Genomic DNA, 26,382 nt, shown 5'->3' with positions numbered 1-26,382 from the left:
GCCGCCGGCACGTCTGATTTCAGGCGCCAGGCGGCTCCGCTGCCGGTAAGCCCAAAGTGCCGCAGGCGCCCTGCCCAGGCACCGATTGCACCCCGATGTATCCGTCGGCCTGCCTGACCGCTCCATCACACTTGCGCCAACCCCAGCCCGTGCCCTCGCCTGCCGGTTTGGTGATGAAGTAGGCGTCGAACAACTGGTCGTGGATCTCCGGTGCCATATCGCTGCCATTGTCCTTGACGGAGAGGGTGACATCGTCGCCGCCACGACGATCGGCAACACCCACATTGGCAAGCGTACGCGTTTCCAACGTGATGCAGGCCTTGCCACGCTCACCGCAGATATCGCGCGCCACGCGCCGCGCTCGGCGGCAGTGAGCGCTTGCTGCACGCGTGGCCTGCACCGCTTCGGCCATAACGAAACCCAGGGCAGCCTTACCGCAGACTTGGTATCAACAAACGCCACCCGCACCGGACCAGACGCATTGACGAACACGACGCGTCCGTCCAAGGCAATTTCCTTTGACGGAATCCACCGATAGCTCGACGGCTTTTCGATAGCGATGACTTGGGAAATCCTGCGTGTTGTTCATGGTTCTTAAATCGATCACGTGTTTTTCGCGCGGGAGCCGTAGTGTGATGCGGGCATCCTCAGAAAACCTGCTTTATGGGCTCTACAAACGAAAAACTGATTCTTGTCGTCGAGGACGATGCTGACACTCTCGAGATCGCCAGGCTGCTACTGACCGAAACGGGTTATGCGGTCGTGACCGCAACCGACGCGCAGGGCGCGCTGGAACATATCGACAATTTTCCTGCGATCGCGCTCGTTTTCACCGACCTGCAGATGCCGGGTTTACTGGATGGATACGGCCTGATTTCGTATCTGCGTGCGGATGGTAATAATCTGCCGGCGATCCTGACATCGGGTCTGGGGCATTCACCCAATGGATTACCCACCCGGACCACGTTCTTAAGCAAGCCCTACACCCGCCGCAGCCTGGTTCAGAATATCGAGGCGTTTGTCGGTCATTAGCGTGGCGACTGGAGTGCAACTGTCACCTGTCGGTGCATGTGCATGTTTCAGGTCGTGGCATTGCGCTGCGCGCGGTTGAGTGATCAGCACAACCCGGAAGGACTCGACCGGTGTCACAGTAGCGTCGCGCTACGGCAGATCCCGATTGCTACCAGGCATCAGCGTGCCGCACGCCGCCAGCCTGCATTGATCGCTTCCTGGCTGGTGCAGAAAAATCGCTCGCCCTTGGCAGGTGAGATGCTGGTCCGCGTGTAGTCGCGCTGCCCGGGCATATGGAAGATCTTGCTGCCCTTGCTCGAAATATTGCCCTTGATGGCGCAGTGCGCAGGCACGTGCGTCTGCGCTGTCACCTGCGCACGTCGTGCCGATTGCTTGCGCTTGCCGCGTCGGTAATCGGCAGGCATCTGAAAGGTACCGGCCCAGAGGTTGCGCCGTTGTTGCTGCGCACTGCGTTCGTCGGCGACGAACGCAGTGGCGTACTCGCGGTAGGCCACCGCCCACCCGGATTGCACCATCCAGCGGTTGACCGACTGCCCCTGCACATAGCACTCGGCAACGGTCCGTCCGTAGCGATCGGTGTCCTTGGGTTGGCAGCGAACTGTCTTGTCGAGCAGATAGCCATCCAGTGCTGCGGCGGAACGTCGGCCGCAAGGCCACGCGCCGCCAGCGTTGCTGGTGCATTGCTGCGCGCTTTCGGGCGCATCGATGCCCCACAGGCGGATGCATTGCTGCGAGACAGTGAGGGTATCGCCATCGGTGACGGTTGCCCGGCCAACCAACTCCGCTGCGATAAGGGGTGAGGCGAACAACGCAATGACAACAACCACCAAACATCTGAACAACATCAACAACAAGCCTCGGGTGATCGGCAGAGCGTGGTCCGTCTGTTCTTGCCTTGGGATAGCGTCTAGCCGATTGGCTCACCAGAGGTCCATCGCACTGGTGCCTGCATCGGCCAGGCCGACGCGGGGCCGGCACTGTATGCCAATGGGACGGCGATGCCTATCCCTTACGCTGGCCCGCGAAGAGTCTGTTGCGTGCGGTGTTCATCGACGCACATTCATCACGACAGCATTGGAGACCGATCAATCGCGGTGTCGATACACGGTCAACAGAGTCCCGTGCGTCGGAATCTGCGCCGCTGAAGAGCTGAATTGATCTTGATGACGAAAAACCAGGCCGCCCTGCCCTATTGCGCCCTTGGCGCAATCAATGCGCCGCATGCCCGGTTCTTTCCAGAACCGGGCATGCAGGCGAAGTCATTGCGCAGCGGGTTGCGGCGAGACGGCCGCCGCATCCGGCGTCACTCGCCAGATCGTATTGGCCAGATCGTCCGCGACGATCAATGCACCACGTGGATCGAGCGTGACGCCGACCGGACGGCCGCGGGTCAGCCCATCGTCGCCATGGAAGCCGGAGACGAAGTCGATCGGGTCGCCCGCCGGGCGGCCATTGCGGAACGGTACGAACACGACCCTGTAGCCCACCGGCGGGTCGCGATTCCAGCTGCCGTGCTCGCCGACGAACAAGCCATCGGCGAACTGCGTCCCCATGGTGGTCGACGAAAACGCGACACCGAGCGCGGCGACATGCGAGCCTAACGCGTAATCGGGCACGATGGCCGAAGCGACCTTCTGCGGATCCTGCGGCATGACCCGCGTGTCCACATTCTTGCCCCAATAACTGTAGGGCCAGCCGTAGAAGCCGCCTTCGCGTACCGAGGTGAGGTAATCGGGCACCAGATTCGGGCCAATCTCGTCGCGCTCGTTGACCACCGCCCACAAGGCGCCACTACCGGGCTGGATCGCCAATGCAGTGGGATTGCGCAAGCCGGTGGCGTAGCTCTTGTGAGCACCGGTTGCCGGATCCACCTGCCAGACCTGCGCGCGATCGACCTCGGCAATCATGCCGCGCTCGGTGATATTGCTGTTGGAGCCGATCGCAACATATAGATAGCGTCCATCGGCACTGGCGGTGAGGGCCTTGGTCCAGTGATGGTTGATGGCCGACGGCAAGTCGGTGACCTTGCTGGGCGCGGCACTGGCCTTGGTCTGCCCTTGCTGATAGTCGAAGCGCACCAGCGCGTCCTGATTTGCCACGTAGAGCGCATTGCCGATCAGCGCCAGGCCATACGGTGCATTGAGCTTGTCGGCAAAGACGGTCTTCAGCTCGTACGTGCCGTCGCCATCGGCATCGCGCAGCAGCGTGAGACGGTTGCCGCTCTTGACCGAGGTGTTGCCCTTGGCCTTGATCGCACCGGCAATCACGTCCTTGGGCTTGAGGTTGGGTGCGCTGCCGCCGCGACCTTCGGCAACCAGGATGTCACCGTTTGGCAACACCAGCGTCTGGCGTGGAATACCCAGATCGGTGGCGATCGCAGCGATGCGGTACCCCGCAGGCACGGTGGGCTTGCGCTCGCCCCAGGCTGCCGGCTCGGCGATGGTCATGTCGGGCAGCAGGCCACGATCCGGCGCTGGCAACTCGGGACTGGCGCCGTGCTGTTTGAGCTCGGGTGCCTTGCCGCAGGATGCGAGCGCCGCAGCGAGAATGGAAACCGACACGACAGTAAGGGTATGACGCTTCATCGGGCACCTCCCACACGCAGGCTGGACAATCCAGACCAGGTCGCAACGAGCGCGAATGCGGTCGCAATCGCCGAAAATACCAATGCTGCCGGCATGATGGCCCAGGCATCGCGTGCATGGTGCAAGGCGTCGAAGAAGCCGACGATCCACGCGGCACCGAGCGCGATCACATAGATCACGTTGCGGCTTCCGCGAACGAAGCCGACGATCGCACACAGCAACGCGATGGTCGTCAACACCATCGCGCCGATTAGCAGCCACGCAGCAAAATTCGCCCATTGAATCTGATGACTGCTCCAGTAAGCGTAGTCGCTCAGCAAGGCGCCGAGAAACAGCGGCCACACACCGCCGAGCACGGCTGCGTGGAACGGGTGGATGGCCCAGGATCGGGCGGGCATGGCATTTGAATTCATGGCGGACTCATTAGGCGCGTTGGTGAAACGTGCGCTGATGCTGCCAGCTGCCACGTGATGAGCGCGGTGATGCTGGGTCTTTTCCGCGCGATGGTTGCCCCGACCCGCCCTCATGGATATAGCACGGCCGGCTTAATGAGTCCGCTTTGACCGTCAAGACCACCGCCAACTGTCGACGCTGTTCACTGATTACGGTATTTGTGTGCGGCCGCTCCGCCGGTCCAGTTTATTGTCGCGCTCGATGGCGTGCGGTGGAGTTTATTGGAATGGGCTGACTTATTCGGAAAAGTTTTACCGCCCATGATCGTCACCTTTTGGTGACCTCGGTTTGTTTCTAGTAGCCATGCAGTGTGTGATCTTCAACACGGAACCTGACGACATGATGTTCGCTTCGGATACCAAACGCCAGGAACAACACTTTGACTGGTCGGGCGTGCCGATCGACCTGGGTGGCATGGAGCCGCTCGATCAGATCGCGCGTTTGCTGTGTCATGCACTGGTTGCGCCTGCGGCCGCACTGACCATCATCGAAGGTGGACGCATGCGCGTGCTGGCGGCGCGCGGCATCAGTGCCGCCCACGTCGAGCAAGCCATCGAATTGTGCGGGCATGCGTTCGCTGCGGCCAATGGCGTGACGGAGCTGATCGAACCTGCCGCCCTTGCCCCGATCCAGCTGGGCGACGCCGCCTTCCCGGGCTTGCCGGCGCGCTTTATCGCATGCGTTCCGGTGGGTGCACCGCAGACCGGTGTGTCCGGCACCCTGTGCGTGATCGATACGCGCGAGCGTCGCCTGGCCAGCCAGGAACACCAACAGTTGTTGATGTTCGCCAATGTGGCAGCCGCGCAGCTGGAACTGCAATTCGGCGCCGGGCGGCGCGAACCGCATAGCGGCTTGCTCAATGCACGCCAGCTGCAGTCGGATCTGGATGCCCTCGCTTTCGGGAGCCACTGCGTACCGACCATTGCCGCCTTCATCGAGGTCTACGACACCCAGGCGGCCAATGAAGCACGCCAGGCGCTGGGCATTCAGCCGCTGGAAGAACTGGTGCGCCACGCAAGCTACGTGCTGACGCGCGCACTGCGCGGCAAGGCAACCGTCTATCACGTGGCACCGATGCGTTTTGCGTATTTTCTGTTGAATTCCGCGCCCGACGAGATGGAAGACCTGTTGCTCGATCTGCGCGACATGTTGCATGCGCCGGTGGATGCGGCCGGCATCCCCATGTCGTTGACCTTTCATGCCGGTGTCGTGCGCTTTGCGCCGCAGCAACCGGACACCAACGACGTCATGCGCAAGGGGCTGGTGGCACTGGGCGATGCGATCAACAACCATGCCATCGTGTGCTGGTACAGCGCATCCCACGACGATGCGATCCAACGTTCGTACCGGTTGGCGCTGGATGCCGAAAAGGCCCTGGAAGCGGGCGATTTCCGCCTGGTCTTCCAGCCCCGGATCAACCTTGAGGACTTGTCGGTGACCGGCTTCGAGGCGCTGCTGCGCTGGCGGCATGCCAGCCTCGGCCCGATCGGTCCGGACGAATTCATCCCGTTGTTCGAAAAGACCGCCTTGATGTGCACCGTCACCAACTGGGTGATCGAGAACGCGTTGGTGCAATTGGCGAGCTGGCGTGCGCAGGGGCTGGATTTCTCCATGTCGATCAATCTGTCTTCGCGCGATTTCGGCAACCTCAATCTGGCCGCAGACGTCATCCATCGCTGCAGGGAACTGGCCATTCCCACCCACCGCATCGAGCTGGAGATCACCGAGGGCCGCTGGCTGCGCAGCAACGTGGAGGCCGTGCCGCGGCTGCGCGCCCTGCGCGACGCCGGGGTCAGTGTGGCCATCGACGACTTCGGCACCGGCTACAGCAACTTCGGCTACCTCACCGAACTGCCGGTCAACGTGCTCAAGCTCGATCGCTCGCTTGTGACCGGCATCGCCACCAAGGCCGGCGTGCAGATGCGCGCCGAGGCCGTGGTACGCCTGGCCAGTGCGCTGGGATACCGCACCGTGGCAGAGGGCATCGAACACGCCGACGAAATTGCGCTGCTGCGCAGTTGGGGATGCGATGAAGCGCAAGGCTATCTGCTGGCCCGGCCGATGGAGGCAGAGCTGGTCGCGGCTTATGTGGCAAACGCCGTGGCCGAACAGCGCTTGCCGTAATGCGATCTGCTCGAGGCGCGATACGCGCGTGCATCGTCCTTGATCGATTCGCGTAGCACCGCACTCGCCTCCTGCAGTGATACGCGTGGCAACGCAGCGCGCACACTGCGTTGCCACACGGCGATCAACTCAGATCGTGCAAGTCCTTGCCAAGCGGCGGACCTAGCATCCAGTCGGAAAAACGCACTTTCAGTCCGGCACGCTCTGGCGTGCAGCACATCGGTCCCACCTGATACGCATTGGCGACAGGAAACGGACAAAGCCTCACCAGCGGCCAGGTATGGCCATCGGCCGACACCTGTAGACGCAGGACGCCATCGGCAACGGTGGCGCGTATCCAGAAATCCTTGGGGTCCGCCTCGTAAGGCCCGGTCGCCCAATCCGAGACCGGGTTGGTCAACACGCTGCTGAGCATGGCGCGGCCATCGCTGAGCTCGATGCCCGCCTTGACCCAGTGCTGCTCGTCCACGCGCACCATGATGCCGGCCTGGTCGTAGAGCGACTCGTATTGCGCGCGCACCCGCAACTGCGCGGTGAACCGGGCTGCGGTGGTGATCCCGAGAAAATGCCCGCTATCGCGCGTAAATCCGTAATGCGTCTTGCGCCAGAAATCGGTGGCCTTGTCGGTGACCACGTCCAGCATGCCGTCGCTGATGGCGACGGTCCGTGGTCGATTGAGCCAGCTGCCATCCTGCCAATGCGTATCCTGCGCCATCGTGTTCTCCGTGTTGGGTTGCCTGGCAAGTACACCGCCGCTGATGGCCATTCCCATCGCGCCGCCCAGCAGGCGTCTGCGTGCACCGTCTATCGCATCGTGGGTCATCCAGGGTCGTCCATGCATGGGAAGAACTGCATAGTCTAGCCGCGCGGTGGGTCTAAAGGCGTGCGCTTGGGCAGTGTTGCAGATGACTGGCGTCGCCGCAGCGACAGCATCGATGCCCGCGCCAGCCCATGCTGTCAGCGGTGTGCGAGCGCGTAGTCCAGCGCCGCGCAGATGGCAGCCACCTGCGCGGCGTTGCACTGCGCGGGCGTTGCGCGCGGGCTGTCCGGATACACCTCGGTGGTGGTGCGATAACGTGCATCGGTGACGCCCGCGCACAGGCCCAGACGCCGTACCGGGTAGTTGATCACGCCAGGAGCGACCACCGCTGCGCCGATGATCTGGCCGTTCGCGTCGGCAGGTGCGATATGGGTGACCTCGGCGACGGCGGCAATGATTGCCTGCTGGAACTGCGGTTGCGGATCTTCGCTATCGCCCACCAGGTAAAAGCCATCGGGAATGCGGCCGGGCACGAAATCGACGCCATCACGCGCGGCCAGGGCCGGACGAAATTCGCTCTCGTCGCTGTCGGTGGTTTCGTGCAGATCGATATGCACCAGCATCTGTCCGGCCACTGTCGCGACCAACTGCATCAAGGCCGCCGACTCGGCGGCCGGGCTGTCTTGGCGAAACGCACGATTGGGGTCGATGGCATCGGCATTCCAGCGCTGGACCCGCTCGTAGCCCCACGGATTGACGCAAGGCACCACCAGCAGATTGAGCTTGCCTGCGTAGGCCGCCGCGCGTTGCTGCAGGAACTGCAGTGCGCCCTGCACGCCGCTGGTTTCATAGCCATGCACGCCACCGGTCACCAGCGCACAGGGCAGCGCCGCATCCCACGCGGCGCTGCGCAGCGCGATCAACGGATACTGCTCAGCAGTCGCCTGGATCGTTCCGTAATGCACGCGCTCATAGCTGGCATCCAGTGCATCGATCACCTGCACCACATCGTCGGCATGACTGCGCTGACGCAGCTGGCGTGCCCGCCATGCGGCGCGCTCCGCCTCGCCCCAGGGCTGCTGTGGAATGCCAATCGGATACGCCATGCGTTCTGTCATTACCGGTGCCGTCCATTGAAAGACGGCCAGGGTAAGCCCTGCGCGCTGGACGGTCCATTCGGCGGCAGACGCGATGACGGTGACTGCGCATAAGGCCGAGCCCGGTTGCGGCGGGCCATCAAATTTGGTTGTCGAAAAGCCTCTGTCGACAACGGGCGCGCTACTGCCTTGCATGCCGGTTACCGCGACCGCCGCCGCAGTTGGGCCTGCGATGGTCGCTGATCCGGGTTCAGTGCTGGACAGTCGGAAGGGTTTACGCAGGCCAACTGCCATGCAATGGCATTCTAGGTCTTCCACTGAACGCCCTTGAATCCAATCCAGCTGCCGATTTTGAACATCCTGCAGTGGATGCAAATCCTGCAGTCGCTTGGGTGCGCGCAGCAAGCAATCGCAAAATTATTTCCCTGCAATCGATAGCGGGGGCGCGGGACCGCGTGAAAAACCTTTCGTGGTCGTATTGATGCATTGCACATCAACATCTTCGTCAGGTCTCAATCGATCCATGCGAGGCACAAACACATCGAAAACCACATGTCGCTGCAATCGATTGTTCTAAACGTGCCGTGAACCCAGCGGGCAGTTCCGCAAAAAAACTAGGCATGCCCTGCGCGTAGCGTGCACGGCATGCAGCCCGCTGCAGCAAGAACGGCGCGCCAGATGCGCGCCGCACGTCTTGTTCAGACGGCCTCTTCCTGAGGTTTGGCCTGCTTGGAACGCCCACCCTTGCTTCCGATCCGCGACATATGATCGCGATCGCGGCTGACGGCCTGGCCGCCTTTGCGGCCAGCTTCGCGCGCCTCGTCGCTGGTAAATTCGTGCGCATTGCCGCTGGCATGCGCGGCCTTGCCGCCGCTGCTCGCCAACACACGGCGCTTTTCCGGATCCAATGCGGCAAAACCGCGCCGGCTACGAGTACTGCTTTGTCCGTCTTCCACTGTGCCTCCTCTCGATGCGTCGATCACGCCACTGGTAGGAAGAGGTAACGCAACTATCGTGCCAACCCGTAAAGCCATACGAGACGGTGCCCATCCGCACAATGCAGGAAAAAACAGCTGCGCTCGCTGTGCAAATCTTGCACTCCTGCCACGCGCTGGCCGACGCTACGCTCGCAACACATGGATAGCGCTACCAACGCGGCGCGCGAACGACCCGCTCATACGGCCGCCACAGGCACCATTCAGGCATGCAGCATCGTCAGATCGGTCGATGTCCCGGCTCGCCGATGCGCCAGCGAACCGGAACCGGGAGCACGGCTTGGCGACGTCAGACCGGCGCCGTGGTAGCGCTGCGCCCAGCAGCTAGCAATGCGGTCACGTGCCGCGCGATGCTCAGGCAGCAGGTCAAGCCTGGCGACTCGATCCCGAACAGGTTCACCAGACCGGCGATGCCGTGCATGGACGGACCGTCGATACGGAAATCGGCCGCCGCCTCACCAGGCCCGCTGATCTTCGGACGTACACCGCAATAGCCGGGCTGCAAAGCGCCGTCCGGCAGGCCAGGCCAGTAACGCCGGATCGCTGCGGCAAAACGCGCCGCATGCGCTGGCTCGCAGCGATAGTCGGGCTGCGCCACCCACTCCACGTCGGGGCCAAAACGCGCACGCCCATGCAGATCCAGCGTGAGATGCACACCCAGGCCACCGGGTTCGGGCATGGGGTAGATCAACTGCTGGAATGGCGAGCGCCCCGCCAGGGTGAAGTAGCTGCCTTTGGCGAAATAACTGCGAACCTGTGCATGCGCTGGCAGGTCAGCGATCCGCGCGGCCAGCGGCGGAGCACCATGACCGGCCGCGTTCACCAGCCAGGCGCAGGTCAGCCTCGCCGGTGGCTGACCCACGACGGTCACGCGCAAACCCTGCGCAAGCGGCTCGACCTGTGCGACCGTTGCACGCAGCGCCACGGTGGCGCCATGCGCTTCGGCATCGCCCTGCAACGCCAGCATCAGCGCATGGCTGTCGATGATGCCGGTAGTGGTGGACTCCAGCGCCGCGACGCAGCGCAAGGCCGGTTCGCGGACCTGTACGTATGCCGCGTCGAGCGGGAGCAAGCCGTGCGCGCCGCTGGCGATGGCACTGCGGTGCAAGTGCTCGAGCTGGTCGCGCTGCGCCTGATCGCAGGCGATGATCAATTTGCCACAGCGCTGATGCGGCACGTGGCGCTGCTGGCAGTACGCATACAACAGCGCATTGCCGCTGATGCACAGCCGCGCTTTCAACGAACCGGCCGGATAGTAGAGCCCGGCATGAATCACCTCGCTATTGCGTGCGCTGGTGCCGGTACCGATGGCGCCTTCCGATTCCAGTACCAGCACCTCGTGCCCTTGCATCGCCAGCTCGCGCGCAATTGCCAGCCCCACCACTCCGGCACCTATCACGATGCACTCGACGTCTTGCATGGTCGCTCTCGCACGATGGTCGATCAGTCTATCCGGTCACTAGAACGCGCAGGATTGTCGCGACCGGTATCACTGTTTTCTCACTATCCAGCTCTATATTCAGCTCAACACATGACGTGAATCACGTTATTCAACGCCGACAGACGTTTTCCGAATTTTGCGGTGTGCATTCTTCCCCCCACCCGAGCGTGACCTGTCGCGTCCGGTTCGAAGTTGCAATTACCGAAGGAGTTTGAATGGACGCAACGCGTTCGGTCCTGCTCGCCTCCAATTACGAGGCATGGCCAGAGGCCTTCAATGGGCAGGCATATGCATTGCTCAACGTGGTCAGCAGCCTGGAACACGCGCAGCTGCTGTGCCCGCCCGCGCCCGAGTACACCCGCGGACGCGGCGTCAATCCCGGCGTGTCGTATCTGCTCAACGAGCTCAAACATCGCGGCGTCTCTGCGCTGCAGCGGCTGAGCGGGCAACCTGCGCGCTCCAACGCACAGCCCCTGGTCGTAGAACAGGACTACGACCTGTTCTTCTACGTGTGCCAGTTCCCCAGGGAATTGAGCACGCTTGGGCGCATCGAGGGATGGCGCGAGCGCTGCCGCACCCGCGTGGTGTATCTGCTGGAAACCTGGCCGGAATTGCTGGAGTCGCAGAAGGCCGAGTTGAAATTGCTGGATCAGTTCGACCATGTCTTCGTGCTCAACGCCAGTTGCGTCGATGCGCTGCGCGGCTATACCAGCACACCGGTGTCGTTTCTGGCCAGCGCCTGCGACACCCTGCTGGCGACGCCATTGCCACGGCCGCCACAGCGCTGCATCGACGTGGTCAGCATCGGCCGGCGCATGCCGCAGGTGCACGCGCAATTGCTTGCACATGCACAGGCCAACCCCGATTTTTTCTATCTGCACGATGTGCTGCGCGGTGGCGCGGTGCAGGACTGGGCTGCACATCGGCTGCAATCTGCAGCCATGATCAAGCGCGCCAAGTTCTTCATGGCGCACGATTTCGTGGTCGATACGCAAGGATTCTTCAAGGGCGTGAAAAAACAGGCGCTGGCAACGCGCTATTTCGAAGGTGCCGCCGGGGGCGCAGTGATTCTTGGCTCCGCACAGGCATGCCCCGAATTTGCCCAGTACTTCGATTGGGAAGACGCGGTGATCGAGCTGCCGGCCGATGACGAGGAGATTGGCATTTTCCTGCGCGATCTGGAGCAGCAGACCGACCGACTGGAGCGTGCCCGTCTGCACAACACCGTGCAGTGCCTGCGACGGCACGACTGGGCACACCGATGGGCGCAGATCCTGCAGACGCTGCAGCTGCCGCGCCCGCCACTGATGGCCGAGCGCCTTGCCATGCTCGATAACCTGGCCACGATGGCCGAACAGGCCGCCTGCCCGCCGGCGATTGCGCTGAGCATGACCGCCTAGCGCTCCATCGCACTGCGCCGAAATCACCGGCGCGTCAGTTCAAGGATCAGCAATGAAAGCAGTCATTCTTGCGGGCGGCCTGGGAACGCGCATTTCCGAAGAAACCGCCATCCGCCCCAAACCCATGGTGGAGATCGGCGGCAAGCCGATCCTCTGGCACATCATGAAGATCTACGCGCACCACGGCATCCAGGATTTCATCGTCTGTCTGGGTTACCGCGGTGAGGTGATCAAGGATTTTTTCATGAACTACCACATGCGCGAATCCGACGTCACCTGCGACCTCGGCAGCAACACCACCACCTTGCACAACACCCGCGCCGAACCCTGGCGCGTGACGCTGGTCGATACCGGCGCACAGACCATGACCGGTGGCCGGTTGCGCCGGGTGCGAGAGCATCTGCGCGACGAGGCGGCGTTCTGCATGACGTATGGCGATGGTGTGGCCGATGTGGATATCACTGCCGCCATCGCACTGCACCAGCGCGAAGGCCGCATGGCCACGGTCACCGCAGTGCAACCCCCCGGCCGCTTTGGCGCCCTGCGTGTGGAAGGCGAACAGGTCACCGGATTCCGCGAGAAGCCGCTGGATGGCGACGGCCTGATCAACGGCGGCTTCTTCGTGCTCGACCCGCGCGTGATCGATGTGATCGACGGCGATGCCACCGTGTGGGAGAACAGCCCGCTGGAGACGCTGGTCGGTCGCGACGAGCTGAGCGTGTATCGCCACGACGGCTTCTGGCAGCCGATGGACACGCTGCGCGACCGCAATCATCTCGAAACCCTCTGGTCGTCCAATCGCGCGCCGTGGCGCGTGTGGGAGTAACACCATGCGTATTCTGATCACCGGCAACATGGGCTACATCGGCCCGGTCGTGGCCGCGCACTTGCGACAGCGCTATCCGCAGGCCTGGTTGGTCGGGCTGGATCGCGGCTGGTTCGCGCATTGCCTGTCCGACCCGCGCCGCCTGCCGGAAGTGGTGCTGGACCAGCAATGGTTCGGCGACGTGCGCGATCTCACCGCGCAGCAATTGCAGGGCTTCGACGCAGTGGTGCATCTGGCTGCGATCTCCAACGATGCGATGGGCAAGCGTTTCGAGCTGGTTACCGATGCGATCAACTGCCGCGCAAGCGTGGCGGTGGCGCAAGCGGCCGCGCAGGCCGGCGTGGGTCACTTCGTGTTTGCCTCCAGCTGCAGCGTGTACGGTGCCGCCGCCGATGGTACGCCACGGTCGGAAACCAGCGCCATCGCACCGCTGACGGCGTATGCGCATTCCAAGATCGACACCGAACGTGCGCTTGCGCAGCTGGACACCGACATGGTGATCACCTGCCTGCGGTTCGCTACCGCCTGCGGCGCCTCGCCGCGTCTGCGGCTGGATCTGGTGCTCAACGATTTCGTCGCCAGCGCGGTGGCCAACGGCACCGTGGAGGTGTTGTCCGATGGCTCGCCCTGGCGGCCGTTGATCCACGTGCGCGACATGGCGCGCGCCATCGACTGGGCATTGAGCCGCACGCCGGCAGCAGGCGGGCAGTACCTGTTCGTCAATGCCGGCTCGGAGCGCTGGAATGTGCAGATCCGCGATCTTGCCCACGCGGTCGGTGTGGCGATTCCCAGTGCGCATGTGGCGATCTCCACCAGCGCACCGAGCGACAACCGCTCCTATCGCGTGGACTTCTCCTTGTTCGAACGCCTGGCACCGGAACATCAACCGCAGGAAACCCTGCGCTCCACCATCACCGAGCTGCGCGACGATCTGCAGCGTGCCGGGTTCAGCGATGGCGACTTCCGCCAGCGGTCGGACTTCATTCGTCTGCGTATCCTGCAGCAGCTGGTCGACACAGGAACCCTGGCACCGGATCTGAGGGTGGCGGCATGATCTTCCACCCCACCCCGCTGGCGGGCGCGTTCGTGATCGAGCCGCAGCAGCGTGGCGATGAACGTGGCTGGTTCGCACGCGTGTTCTGCACCCAGGAGATGGCGCAGGCCGGCCTGGTCGATCAGTTCGTGCAGGTCAATAACTCGTTCAATGCGCAGGCCGGCACCTTGCGTGGCATGCATTACCAACTGCCGCCCGCTGCCGAGGTCAAGATCGTGCGCTGCATCCGCGGTGCGCTGTGGGACGCGATCGTGGATCTGCGCCCGGATTCGCCTACCTATCTGCAGTGGTACGGCACCGAATTGACTGCGGACAATCGCCTGGCGCTGTACGTGCCGCGCGGCTTTGCGCATGGCTTCATCACCTTGCAGCCGCAGACCGAGGCGTTCTATTTCGCCAGTGCGATGTACACGCCGCAGGCCGAGCGTGGCTTGCGCTGGAACGATCCGCGCCTGGGCGTGCAGTGGCCGTTCGAACCACAGCTGGTGTCCGACAAGGATGCCGCGTGGCCGGACTTCAACGAACAACAACACGGCATCCCCACCCTTGCCGGACTCACCCAGCGGGAGCACGCATGAATATCGATCGTCTATTGCAGGCCCGTGCCGCCGAAGGCCGCCCATTGCGTGTCGGCCTGTACGGCGCCGGCTTCATGGCACGCGGCATCGTCAACCAGATCGCGCATTCGGTGCCGGGCATGCGGGTGTCGGTGATCTGCAACCGCAGCGTGGACAAGGCGCTGGAGGCCTACCGCCAGGCTGGCCAGCACGCACGCGTGGTGGATGGCGCCAGCGAGTTGAAGCGCCAGATCGCTGCCGGCATTCCGGCCGTGACCGACGACCCCGCACTCCTGTACGAATGCGATACGCTGGATTGCCTGATCGATGCCACCGGCGCCATCGACTATGGTGCGCGCATCAGTCTGGGCGCCATCGCCCACGGCCACCACATGGTCACGATGAATGCCGAACTCGACGGCACCGTCGGCCCGCTGCTCAAGCGCAAGGCCGATGCGGCCGGCGTGATCTTCAGCGCCTGCGATGGCGACCAGCCCGGCGTGCAGATGAACCTGTACCGGTTCGTGCGCTCGATCGGTCTGACGCCGCTGCTGTGCGGCAACATCAAGGGCCTGCAGGACCCGTATCGCACACCGGCGACACAGGCGGGGTTCGCAGCGAAGTGGGGCCAGGATCCGCATATGGTCACCAGTTTTGCCGACGGCACCAAGATCAGCTTCGAGCAGGCGATCGTGGCCAATGGCACCGGCATGTCGATCCTGCAGCGTGGCATGACCGGCTATGAGCATCGCGCGCACGTCGATGAACTGACCCGGCGCTACGACATCGAGGCCTTGCGTGCGGTCGGCGGCGCGGTGGATTACGTGGTCGGTGCCCTGCCCTCGCCCGGCGTGTTCGTGCTGGCCAGTCACGACGATACCAGGCAGCAGCATTACCTCAATCTCTACAAGCTCGGCGAAGGCCCGCTATACAGCTTTTACACGCCGTACCACCTCTGCCACTTCGAAGTGCCGTTGTCGGTGGCGCGGGTGGTGCTGCTGGGCGATGCGGTGCTGCAACCATTGGGGGCGCCACTGGTGGAAGTGATCGCCACCGCCAAGCGCGACCTGGCCATCGGCGAAACCGTCGACGGGCTCGGCGGCTACATGAGCTACGGCCAGTGCGAGCGCGCCGATGTCACCGCAAACGCAAAGCTGCTGCCGATGGGCGTGGCCGAAGGCTGTGTACTTCGCCATGCGGTGCCCAAGGACCAGGTGCTGACCTACGACGACGTGCAATTGCCAGCCAACCGCCTGATCGATCGTCTGCGTGCCGAGCAGGCCAGTGTCTTCACCGACGCTGCGGAACTGGCCGCCTGAGCGTAGACGGCGGCCTGCGTCCCTGTGCCGATGTCGCAGCCGATGGTCGCGCTGCCTGCCCGTCCCACCATCCGCGTCCTGCAGGCCGGGCGTGCGCTGGCCGCCACGATGGTGGTGTTCAGCCACAGCGTGCTGCCCACCACGCACCTGGTGCAGCCGTTACCGGCATGGCTGGCCGCGGCGCTGGCGCACGGCTATCTGGGCGTGGATTTCTTCTTTGTGCTGTCGGGCTTCATCATCTACTACGTCAATCATGCCAGTGCGGACACGCCGGGCTGGAGCCGCGATTACGCCAGCAGCCGTATCAGCCGCATCTATCTGCCGTACTGGCCGGTGGGTGTTTCGTTGGCACTGGCCTATACGCTGCGGCCTAGCCTGGATGATGGCGACATGGGTTGGTCATGGTTTGCCACGCTGACCTTGCTGCCGGTCGATGGACAATCCGCGTTGGGCGTGGCGTGGACGCTGAGTTACGAGCTGATGTTCTACGCACTGGCGTGGCTATTCTTCCGTAGCGGGCATCCGCTGCGTTGCGCGTTGCTCTGGGCAAGCGTGACGCTGTTCTACGCGGCCCTTGGCGCGCCGTTCGCACAACCGGTGGAGCTGTCCTGGCGGGCGTTGCTGCTGCATCCCATCACGCTGGAATTCGTATTCGGCATGCTGGCGGCACGTGCGGTGCTGAGCGCTGCACCATGGACGGTGTGGGTCAGCTATGCAGTCGCGGTTGTCGCATCCGCGTACTTCATGCTCGATGGCATGCAACGCGTGCATTCGCCGCTGTTCGGCCTGGCGATCGCCGGGGCATTGGTCGGCCTGGTGCGCGCGGAATGGCGCGGCTGGCTGCGTATCGGCCCGATACTGCTGTTGCTGGGCAACGCATCGTATGCGATCTACCTGGTGCATATGCCGCTGATGTCGCTGGTGGCGCGTACCACGCGGCGGATGGGGCCGCTGGCCACCTGGCCGGTGAACCTGCTGCTCAGCGTGATCGCAGCGCTGCTGCTCGGCGTGATCTATCACCTGTGCTACGAGCGCATCGCGTTGCGGCATGCGCGCGGCCTGTTGGCACGCCGCGTTATCCGGTGAGGCTTCTTACAACGAAGCCGTGCAGGGATCGACTCGCGCGGTGGACCAAGCTGGCCAGGGCATGCGCCGCGCCGACCGCGGTAGCCGATAGACGGTCGCGCACATCGGCCAGCCTGGCACCCTGCTTCATCGCTGGCCGGCGCAGCGCCGCGTAGTTGTTGGCCTCAGCGGGCACCGTATGACCCGCACGCGTCACGCCTGACGCGGTTCGCCGATCGGCTTTTCGGTATCGTTGACCAGCAAGACACGCATTGGCGGCAGCGAGCGTGGACGTGGACGTGGCCTGATGGTGCCATGCAACATGTCGTCGGTGCGAGCCATCCTTTCGGAGTACGTCTGATGCCGTTGTTCCCGTTGTTCGCAAACCTGCAAGCGCGCGTCGTGCTGGTCATCGGCGGTGGCGAGGTCGCCACGCGCAAGGTGCTGGCGCTGCTCAAGGCCGGCGCGCATATCCGCCTGTATGCGCATACGCTCTCGCCCGACCTGGCGGAACTGATGCAGGCCGGCCGTTTCGAGCAATTGGGCGGCCAGTTCGATCCCGCCTGGATCGACGACGTATGGCTGGTGGTCGCCGCTACCGACGATGGCGCGTTGAATCAACGTGTCGCCGCTGCCGCCGGTGCGCGTCGGCGCCTGGTCAATGTGGTGGACGATGCGGAGCTGTCGACCTATCAGGTGCCGGCCATCGTGGATCGCGACCCGCTGGTCATCGCCATTTCCTCCGCGGGCGCCGCACCGATGCTGGCACGCCGCCTGCGCGAACGGCTGGAACGCGAACTGGATGTCTCGGTCGGCCGGTTCGCCGGCATGTTTGCGCGTCACCGCGAGCGCATCCGCAGCCAGTTCCCCGACATGAATCGGCGCCGGCGCTGGTTCGATCGCATCATCGACGGCGACGTGCCGCTGCTGCTGCAGGCCGGCAACGACGACGCGGCCGAAATCGCATTCACTGCTGCACTGGACGATGCCGGCGCGGTGCCGGCGCGTGGCAGCGTGCAACTGGTCGGCACCGGCCCGGGCGATCCCGGCCTGCTCACCATCAAGGCGCTGCGTGCGATGAATCTGGCCGACGTGCTGCTGATCGGCGACGACATCCCCGATGCAGTGCTGGAACTGGCAAGGCGCGATGCCTCACGCCGCGACTTGCCGCACGATGCCGCTGTACAACACGATCTATTGCTTGAACTGGCGATAGAAGGCCTGCACGTGGTCGCGTTGCGCAGCGGCGCCGGCTACAGCGATGTCGATGCTGCTGCAATCGAAGCGGCGATGCGGGCACGCGGCCTCGCGTGCGAGCATGTACCCGGCATTTCTGCGCGCCTTGAAGCCGAGGCATGAGCGGTACGCATGTGCAGCCACAGCCAACTCAGGTTTTCGGAAAGCGCTTGCGCGCACTGTCGCGCACATCGATATCGAAGGTCACCTGCAACGGCGTCTGTTCGGCATGGCCGGCACCGGCGTCGAAGCGGAACATCAATCCATCGCGGCTGGGCAATTGCCGTGCATGTTCTTCCAACGCATCGCGCGGCACCGACAACTGCCAATGGTCGGTAGCGCAGTTGCAGGCCGCGTGACCGCCGGTCAGGCTCACGCTGTGGCGCACCAGTCGCGCGCCCTGCCCGCTCGGCAAGCGGCTCAGATTCTCGACCGTGCGCCCGGCAAGCAATTCGGCCAGTTCGGCTTCGTCGATGCGAAAGCGCAGCTGCTGACCCTCAATCTGGATTTTCATGGATGAGCTGACTCCACTGCTCGGGCGTATTGCAATTGACGAACGCGGCGCGTTCGCTGGCGGTGACAGCCACGCGATGGCACTGCAATGCGGCCTGCAGGGCGCGTAGCGAGCGTGACGGCCCGAGGCCGGCCATCAGCGCAGAGAGCGCCTCACGCATAGCACCATCCACGTACAGACGCATCGGCAACATCTGCTCTTCGAAGGCAACGCAGCGCTGATGCGGCGGAGCCAGCAGTCGCTCCAGCAATGCCCTGGACAGCAGCGGCATGTCGACCGGCACCACCACCAGCGTCATTGCATCGGCCAGCCGATCAATGACGCTGGTCAGGCCGCCAAGCGGCCCCAGGTCCGGCTGCGCGTCGGCAATCCCGGCATAGCCCGGGCGATCGCCGCTGATCACCACATCGCGCGCGCCGGCATCGCGCAGCAACGCCTGCATGTGCTCCAGCAATGGACGTCCGTGCCACTGCAGCAGCGCCTTGTCCCGCCCCATCCGCGAGGAACGGCCACCGGCCAGCACCACCCCCGTCCAGGCAGGCATGGCCGTCATGCCGCCTGCTCGTCGGCACTGCATCGGGCCACGTGCCGGCGCACGCTCATGGCACAAGCGCCGGTGCGGCCGGCTGCAGATGGCCCAGCCCGAACACCTGCGCCGTCGTACCGGGCGCGGCGCCAGCGTCCTGCGGCTCCAATACCGCCCACACATTGGCCTGCAACAACGGCGCCACGCGGAACGACTCCTGCTGCGGCAGGATCTGTACGCAGAGCACTCCGGCAGCGTTGCAGGTCAGACGTGCGCGCAGGTGTTGCCGCCAGAGCGGTCGTGCCTGCATCGGCGTTTCCAGCGCAACCTGCAAGCCGCGCTCGGCCGGCATGCCAAGCAAACCGCGCAGCGCCGGCTCCACGAAAAAGCGTAGTCCGGCAGCGCTGGCCATCGGATTTCCCGGCAAACCGACATACAGCGCACGATCTTCGAAGCGCGCAAGCAACACCGGCTTGCCCGGCCGCACCGCAACCTTGTGAAACAGCACCGCCGCGCCATGCCGTGCCAAGGCATCCGGTATGAAATCGTAGCGACCACGCGATACCGCACCGGTGCTCAGAATCACATCGGCGCCCGCGTCGCGCGCCTGCGCAAGCGCCAGATCGAAGCCGGCAGCGTCATCGCCCACCTGTCCACGCCACACCAGATCGGCACCGGCTGCATGCAGCTGGCTGAGCAGATAACTGCTGGTACCATCGCGAATCTGTCCCGGCTGCAACGGCTGCGCCGGATCGCCGATCAACTCGCGGCCGGTCGCAATCAGGGCCACACGCGGACGCCGCACCACCTGCACGCGCGCGCAGCCCAGCCCGGCCAACAGCATCAGGTGCGCGGCGCGCAGCACGGTGCCGGCCTCGATGACGCGATCGTGCAAGGCCACATCTTCTCCGCGTCGACGAATATGCTGACCGGAGCGAAGATCGGCGCGCAGACGGATGCGGCTGGGCCGTGGGCCATCATGCGCCAGCACGTCCACCTGTTCGATCGGCACCACTGCGTCGGCGCCGGCAGGTAAACCGGCACCGGTCATGATTTCCCACGCGCTGCCCGCCGTGATGCTACCGGCGTCTTCGCCTGCGGCAACGCTGCCACAGATCACATGTTCGCTGCCGGCAATCGCACCACGGCCGGCAGTGACCAGCGCAAATCCATCCATCGCACTGTTGTCGAAAGCCGGCAGCTCGGCCGGACTCGACAACGCCTGCGCCAGCACACGTCGTTCGGCATCGGCACTGTCCACCCACTCGCCGGCCAATACGGCGATCTGCTGATGGACAATCGCAAGTGCGTCGGCGTAGCTGATCATGAGCAAGGCACGGTCGACCGATCGATGACCTGGCTAGGATACCGCCCCCCCGCTGCATCGGATCAAGCAGCGTCGGATGGAGCGTCAACGCGCAGGCAGGACCGGCTAGCCCTGCCGCGTTACCCAGCTCTTTTCTTCGCCAGCTTGCGCGCCTTGGTGGGTGCGACTGACTTGCTGGCGGCCGGCCGCGTTGGCGTCTTCTTCGTCCCGGTCTTGGACGCCGTCTTCGCTGTCGGCTTGCGTACCGGGGGTGCCTTTGCAACGGCCCGCTTACGGGGCCTGGGCACAGCCTTGGCCTCGGTTGCTGGCGTGGCTACCGCTTCCGGCACACGCACGCTGATCCAGGTCGGCGCATGATCGCTGGCCTTCTCCAGTGCACGCACCCACTTGTCCACGCCGGCATGCTGCAGCCCGGGCGCCAGGGTGCGATTGAGCAGCAGGTGGTCGATGCGCAGGCCGCGATCACGTGCAAAATGCTGCCGAAAATAGTCCCAGAAGGTGTAGATCGGCGTCTCGCCGTGGACGGCAAGCAGGCTGTCGGTCCAGCCCTGGTCGAGCAGGGTTCGATACGCCTGGCGACTCTCCGGCTGCAGCAACGCATCCTTGCGCCAGCCCTTGGGGTCGTAGATGTCGGCATCGATCGGCACCACATTGAAGTCGCCGATCAACGCTGCCGGGTACGGAAGGTCCACCAGCGTCTTGGCGTGCCGGATCAAGCGTTGAAACCACGCCAGCTTGTAATCGAACTTCGGCCCGGGCTGCGGGTTTCCGTTGGGCAGATACAGGCAGGCCACCACCACCCCGTGAATTGCCGCTTCCAGATAGCGGCTCTGCGTATCGCCAGGGTCCCACGGCAGCCCCCGACGGATTTCCACCGGATCGGTACCGCGCGCCAGCAATGCCACGCCATTCCACGACTTCTCGCCTTGCCAGATCACGCCGTACCCGGCATCGCGGATCGCCTGTTCCGGGAAGACGTCCTGCGTGGCTTTCAGTTCCTGCAAGCCGACGATATCCGGTTGCTCGCGCTGCAACCACTCCAGCAGATGCGGCAGCCGGCTATTGATGCCATTGACGTTGAACGTCGCGATCTTGCGGATTGTGGCGGACATGGATAAGCGACCAGGCGTGCGTAATGGGACAGCATCGCCGGCACCACATTAAGCAGATGCCCAAGCGGGGTGAAGCTCCGCTGCGTTCCTGCGCATGAACTCACCCCCCCGCAGACCATCAGCCCGCGCAACCCGATCCACCCACTCGCGTCCGCAGCGGACGATACATCTTTCCCCTGGGCGGGCCGATGCTGGCCTGGACATTCAACCGCGATGGCGTCATCCGATGGCCGCTGATCGGGCGCAGGCCAGCTCCGCTTGCCTCAGCGCGACAGGATCAAGGACTGCTGGATCAGGCGCCCGGATCCGCAGGTCCCAACTGATTGGCAGACAGGATTTCGTCGATCCGTTTGACGATTTGCGCGGCCTGCTCCTGCGAGTCGGCGGCAGCGGTGATCTTCTCGGCACGTGCGTGGAATACATCCCAGAAATCGTCCGGATGCTGGCGACGAATATCAGGCAATGCATCGGCAAGTTGTTTCAATTGCGCGTCGATATCAGGTGTCATTGAGGGTCTCCTTGTATGCTCACGCTAGCGCGGTGCTGGTGAGCCTGACGCCAACATGGCAATCCAGTGCATTGCACGGCCTGCCTTTGCGCGACAATGGCACCATGAGCAGCCACGACATCTCCCCTGCAAACGCCCGCCTGCGCGCCCTGCAAGGCGCCTTGCTGATCGATATCCGGCAGCTGCACGAGCGTGCCGGCGGCCAGGCCGAAGGCGCATTGGCAATTGCGCAACGCGATCTGGAAAGCGCACCCGCCCAGCATCTAGCGGAGCAGGCGCGCGAGATCGTGCTGATCTGCCAGAGCGGCAAGCGCTCGGCACACACAGCGGAGATCTTGCGTGCGCAAGGCTATGCGCAGGTGTCTTCGGTGCTTGGTGGCACCGCCGCGTGGACCAGCGCCGGCCTTCCATTGGTGCGCCCTACCCTGCCGCCCGACGAGCAGGATTTTCTCGAGCGCTATTCGCGCCATCTGCGCCTGCCGCAGGTCGGTCTGGAAGGCCAGCAGCGTCTGGCGCATTCGCGCGTGTTGCTGGTCGGTGCGGGCGGGCTCGGCTCGCCGGCGGCGTTCTATCTCGCTGCCGCCGGCGTCGGCCACCTGCGGATCGCCGATGACGATGTCGTGGACCGCAGCAATCTGCAGCGCCAGATCCTGCACGTCGAAGAAAGCGTCGGCATTGCAAAGGTCAGCTCGGCCGCGCAGCGCATTGCCGCGCTCAATCCACGCGTGCAGGTCGACGCGCGGCAGGCACGCGTGGCTGCCGGCAATGTCGAAGCCTTGCTGGAGGACGTGGATGTGGTGGTCGACGGAGCCGACAATTTTCCTGCGCGCTATCTGCTCAACGACGCCTGCGTCAAACTCGGCAAACCGCTGGTCTACGGCGCGGTGCAGCAGTTCGAAGGGCAGCTGAGCGTGTTCGATGCCGGCCGCAAGCGCGGCCATGCGCCGTGCTATCGCTGCCTGTTTCCCGAGCCACCGCCAGCCGAATTCGCGCCCAGCTGCGCCGAAGCCGGCGTGCTGGGCGTGCTGCCCGGCGTGATCGGATTGCTGCAGGCCACCGAGGCGATCAAGTTGCTGCTCGGCATCGGCGATCCCCTCACCGGGCGCCTGCTCAGCTTCGATGCGCTGGCGATGCGATTTCGCGAGATCCGTCTGCCGCCCGATCCGCATTGCCCGGTGTGCGCGCCTGGCGTCGCATTCGCCGGTTATCCCGATTACGCCGCGTTCTGCGGCAGCGCAATCGGCTGAGAGCGGCGACCAAACGGACATCAGTCGCGTTCGTTGCCGCCTATCACCCGTGCGCCGGCTTGCTGCATGGACAAGCGATCTCTTCCACTAAGAGCGGCCAACAAAACGTAGCGAGCGGTCGTCAGGCGAGTGCGTGCGGCGCGCTCAGAACAGGAGTGCACGCGTGGTCCATGCCGATTCCGAGCGCCGACCGCCTGGCGGTCGTGCAGTCGTCTTGTGAGCCGCGCTAAATGCTGTCATCCCCTCAGCCTCGCTGACACCACATAGCGAGCAGTTGGCAGGTGGATGCCAACGGCGCAGAAGCAACGGAATGGACCAGGGGCTGGGGCACATGCCGCATCGTGCAGCGGTCGCGCCCGTTTGACGGTGAGCGCAGTTCTTGATAGCCGCGCTTGGTTCACCAAACGATCAAAGCGCGTAGGGAATCACCCGCACGATCTCGCCTGTCTCGAAGCACCGCGCCTGCTCGGGCAACACGATCAAGGCATTGCTGTCGGCCGCGCCACGCAACAGATGCGATGCATCGCCGCGGTGCGGCAACGCGGTCAGACGCCCGTCTTCACCGCACTCCAGCCGCCCGCGCAGGAACTCCAAGCGCTCGTGGCGTTTTTCCCACGGACTCGCCAAGGCCGCGTGCCACAGCGGGCGCGGCTCGCTACGTCCCTGCAAACCATCCAGCAACGGCACGCCGTAGGCGACCAATGTCGCCAGCACCGAGACCGGATTGCCCGGCAGGCCCAGCACCAGGCAGCGGCCGATCTGGCCCAGTACCGCCGGCATGCCCGGGCGCATGCGCACGCGCCAGAAATGGATGCGGCCCAGTTCGCCGATCAGTTGCGGCAGATAATCCTTCTCCCCCGCCGAGACACCGCCGCAGGTGATCACCACATCGAATGCAGCGGCTGCGTCTTCCAGCATGGTGCGGATACGTTGTGGATCGTCCGGCAGGGTCGGCCATGCGGTCGGCGCGTAGCCCAGTGCCCGCAGCTGCGCCATCAGCATGTCGCGGTTGCTGTTGTAGATCTGTCCCGGCCCCAATGGCATGCCCGGTTCCACCAGCTCATCGCCGGTGGCCAGCACCGCAATGGTCGGCCGCGGCGCCACCGCAAGCCGCGACAGGCCGAGCGCAGCCGCCAGTCCGATCCGGGCAGGCGTCAACACCTGCCCGCTCTGTATCACCAGATCGCCAGCACGCACGTCGCTGCCGGCCAGGCGCACCGCCGCACCCAACGCAGGCATCGTGCGAAAGCGCACCACGCCATCGCGCTCCTGCGCATCTTCTTTCGGGATCACGGTATCGGCGCCATCGGGCAGCGGCGCACCGGTGGTGATGCGCAGGCATTGGCCCGCGCTCAGCGTGCCGGTCCAGCGCTCGCCAGCGAATTGTTCGCCGACCAGTTGCAACGACACATCGCCGCCAGCGACATCGGCATGCCGCAGCGCAAAGCCATCCATCGCGCTATTGGCGAAGGGCGGCAATGCGAGCGGCGCGATCAGATCGGCAGCGCAGATCCGCCCATCGGCACGCGAGGTGGCGATGTTCTCGTCGGGCGGGCGGCTCTTGGCAGCGACGGCCTGCAGGATCTGCAACGCCTGCGCATAGGGAATGCGGGAAGGATAGTCTGTCATGGCACGCAGGATACCAGTGCGACACTCCGGCCCGGAGCGCCCGGCACCGCGCGTGCAGGTGCCGCAAGCAGGTCAATGCCGCTACCCCCGGTGTGGTACGCGCCGCATCACCATGGCAAGAAACGGCCCGGCACTCACTCCACCTGACGATCGCGCGCCAGGCGTGGCTGGCCCTGCTTACTTGCCCTTGACGTGCCGCATCAAGCGGCGCTTGCGTGCCACCTGCCGCTCGGAGAGCGTGTTCTTCTTGCCCTCGTACGGATTGGCGCCTTCGCGGAAGATGAAACGTACGGGCGTGCCGACCAGCTTGAAGCGCTTGCGGAAAAAGTTTTCCAGATAACGCTTGTACGACTCCGGCAGCACCTTCAGGCGCGTGCCGTGCACGATGAAGGTCGGCGGATTTGCGCCGCCCGGATGCACGTAGCGCAGTTTGGAGACATGGCCACGGATGCTGGGCGGCGGATTGGTCTCGTAGGCGATTTCCAGCGCCTGGTTGACTTCGCTGGTGCTGAACTCATGCGTGGCCGATGCATGTGCGCGGTGAATCGCCTGGAACAACTCGCGCATGCCCGAGCCATGCAACGCGGAAATCCGCACCGCCTCGGCCCAGCTGACGAAGCCCAGCTTGCGCGACAGCAGGTCTTCGGCCTGCGCACGCTGGTAGTCGCTCTGCCCGTCCCACTTGTTGATTGCTACAACCAACGCGCGGCCAGCGTCCAGGATGGCGCCCAGAATGGTCGCGTCCTGGTCGGTGACACCTTCGCCGGCATCGAGCATCAGCACCGCGACCTGGCACTGCTCGATCGCCTGCAGCGTCTTGAACGCGCTGAATTTCTCCACCGCCTCCTCGACCTTGCCGCGGCGACGCAGACCAGCCGTATCGATCAAGCGGTATTGGCGGCCGTCGCGGTCCATGTCCACGGCGATCGAATCGCGCGTAGTGCCCGGCACTTCCGAGGCGATCATGCGTTCTTCGCCGAGCAGGCGATTGACCAGCGTCGACTTGCCCACGTTCGGGCGGCCGACAAAGGCAATGCGCACGCGTGCCGGGTCGGTATCCAGTAGCTCGCCGGCACCTTCCTCGGGCAGGCGTGCGCCGACTTCCTCGAGCAGTTCGTCGATGCCCTGCCGATGCGCGGCAGACAGCGCCACCACATCGGAGAAACCATAGCGCGCGAATTCCGAGCGCACGGTCTCCTCGTCGGTGCCGTCGATCTTGTTGATGACCAGCACGGTCGGCCGCGCCAGCTTGCGCAGCCAGGCCAGGATCTCGTCGTCGAGCGAAGAGGCGCCTTCGCGGCCATCGACCACGAACAGCACCAGATCGGCTTCGCCGGCAGCGGCACGTGCCTGACGCGCGGTGGCGCCGGCAAGACCCTCCTCGTCGCCGGCGATACCGCCGGTATCGACGACGATGAACGGGCGCTCCTCGTCAAGACGACAAACCCCGTAGTTACGGTCGCGGGTGACGCCGGGCTGGTCGTGGACCAGCGCGTCACGAGTGCGCGTCAGCGCATTGAAGATGGTGGACTTGCCGACATTGGGCCGTCCGACCAGGGCGACCAGGGGCAGCAT

At 64.4% G+C, this 26,382-nt stretch carries 25 protein-coding genes and 2 other RNA genes; 10 read left to right on the top strand and 17 right to left on the bottom strand.

From position 1 onward, the window contains the following. Window positions 1-19: 19 nt before the first annotated feature. Window positions 20-352 (bottom strand): ATP-binding protein, encoded by a 333-nt coding sequence (locus tag XaplCFBP3123_RS07090; RefSeq protein WP_253254154.1) that lies wholly within the window; start codon window positions 350-352, stop codon window positions 20-22. Between the two features lie 311 nt (window positions 353-663). Between XaplCFBP3123_RS07090 and XaplCFBP3123_RS07085 the strand changes: the two genes are divergently transcribed. Continuing rightward, window positions 664-1,032, top strand: a complete 369-nt coding sequence (locus tag XaplCFBP3123_RS07085) for a response regulator (RefSeq protein ID WP_104533428.1) — start codon at window positions 664-666, stop codon at window positions 1,030-1,032. Window positions 1,033-1,190: 158 nt separating this feature from the next. Here XaplCFBP3123_RS07085 and XaplCFBP3123_RS07080 read toward each other — a convergent pair whose 3' ends face one another. The 3 genes from XaplCFBP3123_RS07080 to XaplCFBP3123_RS07070 all read right to left on the bottom strand — a co-directional run bounded on the left by XaplCFBP3123_RS07080 (window position 1,191) and on the right by XaplCFBP3123_RS07070 (window position 4,030). Then, window positions 1,191-1,877: a thermonuclease family protein gene (locus tag XaplCFBP3123_RS07080; protein WP_104533793.1), complete on the bottom strand. Its 687-nt coding sequence runs from the start codon at window positions 1,875-1,877 to the stop codon at window positions 1,191-1,193. Between the two features lie 414 nt (window positions 1,878-2,291). After that, window positions 2,292-3,617 (bottom strand): PQQ-dependent sugar dehydrogenase, encoded by a 1,326-nt coding sequence (locus XaplCFBP3123_RS07075; RefSeq protein ID WP_104533427.1) that lies wholly within the window; start codon window positions 3,615-3,617, stop codon window positions 2,292-2,294. Further along, the gene (locus XaplCFBP3123_RS07070) at window positions 3,614-4,030 is read right to left on the bottom strand and encodes a hypothetical protein (RefSeq protein ID WP_104533426.1); all 417 of its coding nucleotides are present in this window, start codon (window positions 4,028-4,030) and stop codon (window positions 3,614-3,616) included. The genes XaplCFBP3123_RS07075 and XaplCFBP3123_RS07070 overlap by 4 nt, the downstream gene beginning before the upstream one ends. Window positions 4,031-4,382: 352 nt before the next feature. On the opposite strand from XaplCFBP3123_RS07070, the gene XaplCFBP3123_RS07065 reads away from it, so the two are divergent. Then, the gene (locus XaplCFBP3123_RS07065) at window positions 4,383-6,194 is read left to right on the top strand and encodes an EAL domain-containing protein (protein ID WP_104533792.1); all 1,812 of its coding nucleotides are present in this window, start codon (window positions 4,383-4,385) and stop codon (window positions 6,192-6,194) included. 124 nt (window positions 6,195-6,318) lie between these two features. Here the strand turns inward: XaplCFBP3123_RS07065 and XaplCFBP3123_RS07060 are convergent, their stop codons facing one another. The 4 genes from XaplCFBP3123_RS07060 to XaplCFBP3123_RS07045 all read right to left on the bottom strand — a co-directional run bounded on the left by XaplCFBP3123_RS07060 (window position 6,319) and on the right by XaplCFBP3123_RS07045 (window position 10,466). Beyond that, window positions 6,319-7,017, bottom strand: coding sequence for a DUF1349 domain-containing protein (locus tag XaplCFBP3123_RS07060; RefSeq protein WP_104533425.1), 699 nt, complete (start codon window positions 7,015-7,017; stop codon window positions 6,319-6,321). 134 nt (window positions 7,018-7,151) lie between these two features. Then, window positions 7,152-8,072, bottom strand: a complete 921-nt coding sequence (locus XaplCFBP3123_RS07055) for a M14 family metallopeptidase (protein WP_104533424.1) — start codon at window positions 8,070-8,072, stop codon at window positions 7,152-7,154. Window positions 8,073-8,749: 677 nt separating this feature from the next. Further along, complete coding sequence (locus tag XaplCFBP3123_RS07050; RefSeq protein ID WP_024940389.1) at window positions 8,750-9,007, bottom strand: KGG domain-containing protein; 258 nt, start codon at window positions 9,005-9,007, stop codon at window positions 8,750-8,752. Window positions 9,008-9,335: 328 nt separating this feature from the next. Then, complete coding sequence (locus tag XaplCFBP3123_RS07045) at window positions 9,336-10,466, bottom strand: NAD(P)/FAD-dependent oxidoreductase (RefSeq protein WP_104533423.1); 1,131 nt, start codon at window positions 10,464-10,466, stop codon at window positions 9,336-9,338. A gap of 236 nt (window positions 10,467-10,702) precedes the next feature. Here XaplCFBP3123_RS07045 and XaplCFBP3123_RS07040 point away from each other — a divergent pair, with 236 nt between their 5' ends. The 7 genes from XaplCFBP3123_RS07040 to XaplCFBP3123_RS07005 all read left to right on the top strand — a co-directional run bounded on the left by XaplCFBP3123_RS07040 (window position 10,703) and on the right by XaplCFBP3123_RS07005 (window position 18,067). After that, window positions 10,703-11,887, top strand: a complete 1,185-nt coding sequence (locus tag XaplCFBP3123_RS07040) for a glycosyltransferase (protein ID WP_104533422.1) — start codon at window positions 10,703-10,705, stop codon at window positions 11,885-11,887. 52 nt (window positions 11,888-11,939) lie between these two features. Beyond that, entirely contained in the window at window positions 11,940-12,713 is a 774-nt protein-coding gene (gene rfbF / locus XaplCFBP3123_RS07035; protein ID WP_104533421.1) for a glucose-1-phosphate cytidylyltransferase, read from the top strand. A gap of 4 nt (window positions 12,714-12,717) precedes the next feature. Continuing rightward, window positions 12,718-13,767, top strand: a complete 1,050-nt coding sequence (locus XaplCFBP3123_RS07030) for an NAD-dependent epimerase/dehydratase family protein (RefSeq protein WP_104533420.1) — start codon at window positions 12,718-12,720, stop codon at window positions 13,765-13,767. Next, on the top strand, window positions 13,764-14,345 hold the full coding sequence (gene rfbC, locus XaplCFBP3123_RS07025; protein ID WP_104533419.1) for a dTDP-4-dehydrorhamnose 3,5-epimerase: 582 nt from the start codon (window positions 13,764-13,766) through the stop codon (window positions 14,343-14,345). Before XaplCFBP3123_RS07030 ends, rfbC begins: the two co-directional genes overlap by 4 nt. Further along, window positions 14,342-15,643 (top strand): NAD(P)H-dependent oxidoreductase, encoded by a 1,302-nt coding sequence (locus XaplCFBP3123_RS07020; RefSeq protein ID WP_104533418.1) that lies wholly within the window; start codon window positions 14,342-14,344, stop codon window positions 15,641-15,643. The genes rfbC and XaplCFBP3123_RS07020 overlap by 4 nt, the downstream gene beginning before the upstream one ends. Window positions 15,644-15,685: 42 nt before the next feature. After that, window positions 15,686-16,729, top strand: coding sequence for an acyltransferase family protein (locus XaplCFBP3123_RS07015; RefSeq protein WP_104533791.1), 1,044 nt, complete (start codon window positions 15,686-15,688; stop codon window positions 16,727-16,729). 339 nt (window positions 16,730-17,068) lie between these two features. Next, complete coding sequence (locus XaplCFBP3123_RS07005) at window positions 17,069-18,067, top strand: NAD(P)-dependent oxidoreductase (protein WP_104533417.1); 999 nt, start codon at window positions 17,069-17,071, stop codon at window positions 18,065-18,067. 28 nt (window positions 18,068-18,095) lie between these two features. Here XaplCFBP3123_RS07005 and XaplCFBP3123_RS07000 read toward each other — a convergent pair whose 3' ends face one another. The 5 genes from XaplCFBP3123_RS07000 to XaplCFBP3123_RS06980 all read right to left on the bottom strand — a co-directional run bounded on the left by XaplCFBP3123_RS07000 (window position 18,096) and on the right by XaplCFBP3123_RS06980 (window position 21,931). Then, entirely contained in the window at window positions 18,096-18,458 is a 363-nt protein-coding gene (locus tag XaplCFBP3123_RS07000; RefSeq protein WP_104533416.1) for a hypothetical protein, read from the bottom strand. Beyond that, window positions 18,442-19,011, bottom strand: a complete 570-nt coding sequence (locus XaplCFBP3123_RS06995; RefSeq protein ID WP_104533415.1) for a molybdenum cofactor guanylyltransferase — start codon at window positions 19,009-19,011, stop codon at window positions 18,442-18,444. The genes XaplCFBP3123_RS07000 and XaplCFBP3123_RS06995 overlap by 17 nt, the downstream gene beginning before the upstream one ends. Window positions 19,012-19,057: 46 nt before the next feature. Further along, the gene (locus XaplCFBP3123_RS06990) at window positions 19,058-20,311 is read right to left on the bottom strand and encodes a molybdopterin molybdotransferase MoeA (RefSeq protein WP_104533414.1); all 1,254 of its coding nucleotides are present in this window, start codon (window positions 20,309-20,311) and stop codon (window positions 19,058-19,060) included. Between the two features lie 119 nt (window positions 20,312-20,430). Continuing rightward, window positions 20,431-21,423 carry an exodeoxyribonuclease III gene (xth, locus tag XaplCFBP3123_RS06985; protein ID WP_104533413.1) on the bottom strand — a complete coding sequence of 331 codons (993 nt, stop codon included), beginning with the start codon at window positions 21,421-21,423 and terminating at the stop codon, window positions 20,431-20,433. Between the two features lie 292 nt (window positions 21,424-21,715). Then, entirely contained in the window at window positions 21,716-21,931 is a 216-nt protein-coding gene (locus tag XaplCFBP3123_RS06980) for a hypothetical protein (protein WP_104533412.1), read from the bottom strand. A 104-nt stretch (window positions 21,932-22,035) separates the two neighbouring features. Here XaplCFBP3123_RS06980 and moeB point away from each other — a divergent pair, with 104 nt between their 5' ends. Next, window positions 22,036-23,178 (top strand): molybdopterin-synthase adenylyltransferase MoeB, encoded by a 1,143-nt coding sequence (moeB, locus tag XaplCFBP3123_RS06975; RefSeq protein WP_104533790.1) that lies wholly within the window; start codon window positions 22,036-22,038, stop codon window positions 23,176-23,178. A 95-nt stretch (window positions 23,179-23,273) separates the two neighbouring features. Here moeB and XaplCFBP3123_RS06970 read toward each other — a convergent pair. From XaplCFBP3123_RS06970 to der, 4 genes are all read right to left on the bottom strand, one after another. Beyond that, window positions 23,274-23,350: non-coding RNA, sX9 sRNA (locus XaplCFBP3123_RS06970), on the bottom strand. A 79-nt stretch (window positions 23,351-23,429) separates the two neighbouring features. Then, window positions 23,430-23,511: non-coding RNA, sX9 sRNA (locus XaplCFBP3123_RS06965), on the bottom strand. A 75-nt stretch (window positions 23,512-23,586) separates the two neighbouring features. Beyond that, window positions 23,587-24,807, bottom strand: coding sequence for a molybdopterin molybdotransferase MoeA (locus XaplCFBP3123_RS06960; RefSeq protein ID WP_104533411.1), 1,221 nt, complete (start codon window positions 24,805-24,807; stop codon window positions 23,587-23,589). A 177-nt stretch (window positions 24,808-24,984) separates the two neighbouring features. Next, a complete protein-coding gene (gene der, locus XaplCFBP3123_RS06955) occupies window positions 24,985-26,382 on the bottom strand; it encodes a ribosome biogenesis GTPase Der (protein ID WP_104533410.1) in 1,398 nt (465 codons plus the stop codon).

This window comes from Xanthomonas arboricola pv. populi, assembly GCF_002939945.1.
In the GTDB taxonomy this organism is placed as follows: Bacteria; Pseudomonadota; Gammaproteobacteria; order Xanthomonadales; family Xanthomonadaceae; genus Xanthomonas; species Xanthomonas arboricola_A.
The sequence above is the reverse complement of the archived record's forward strand: the minus strand, read 5'-3'. Positions and strand labels throughout refer to the sequence as shown.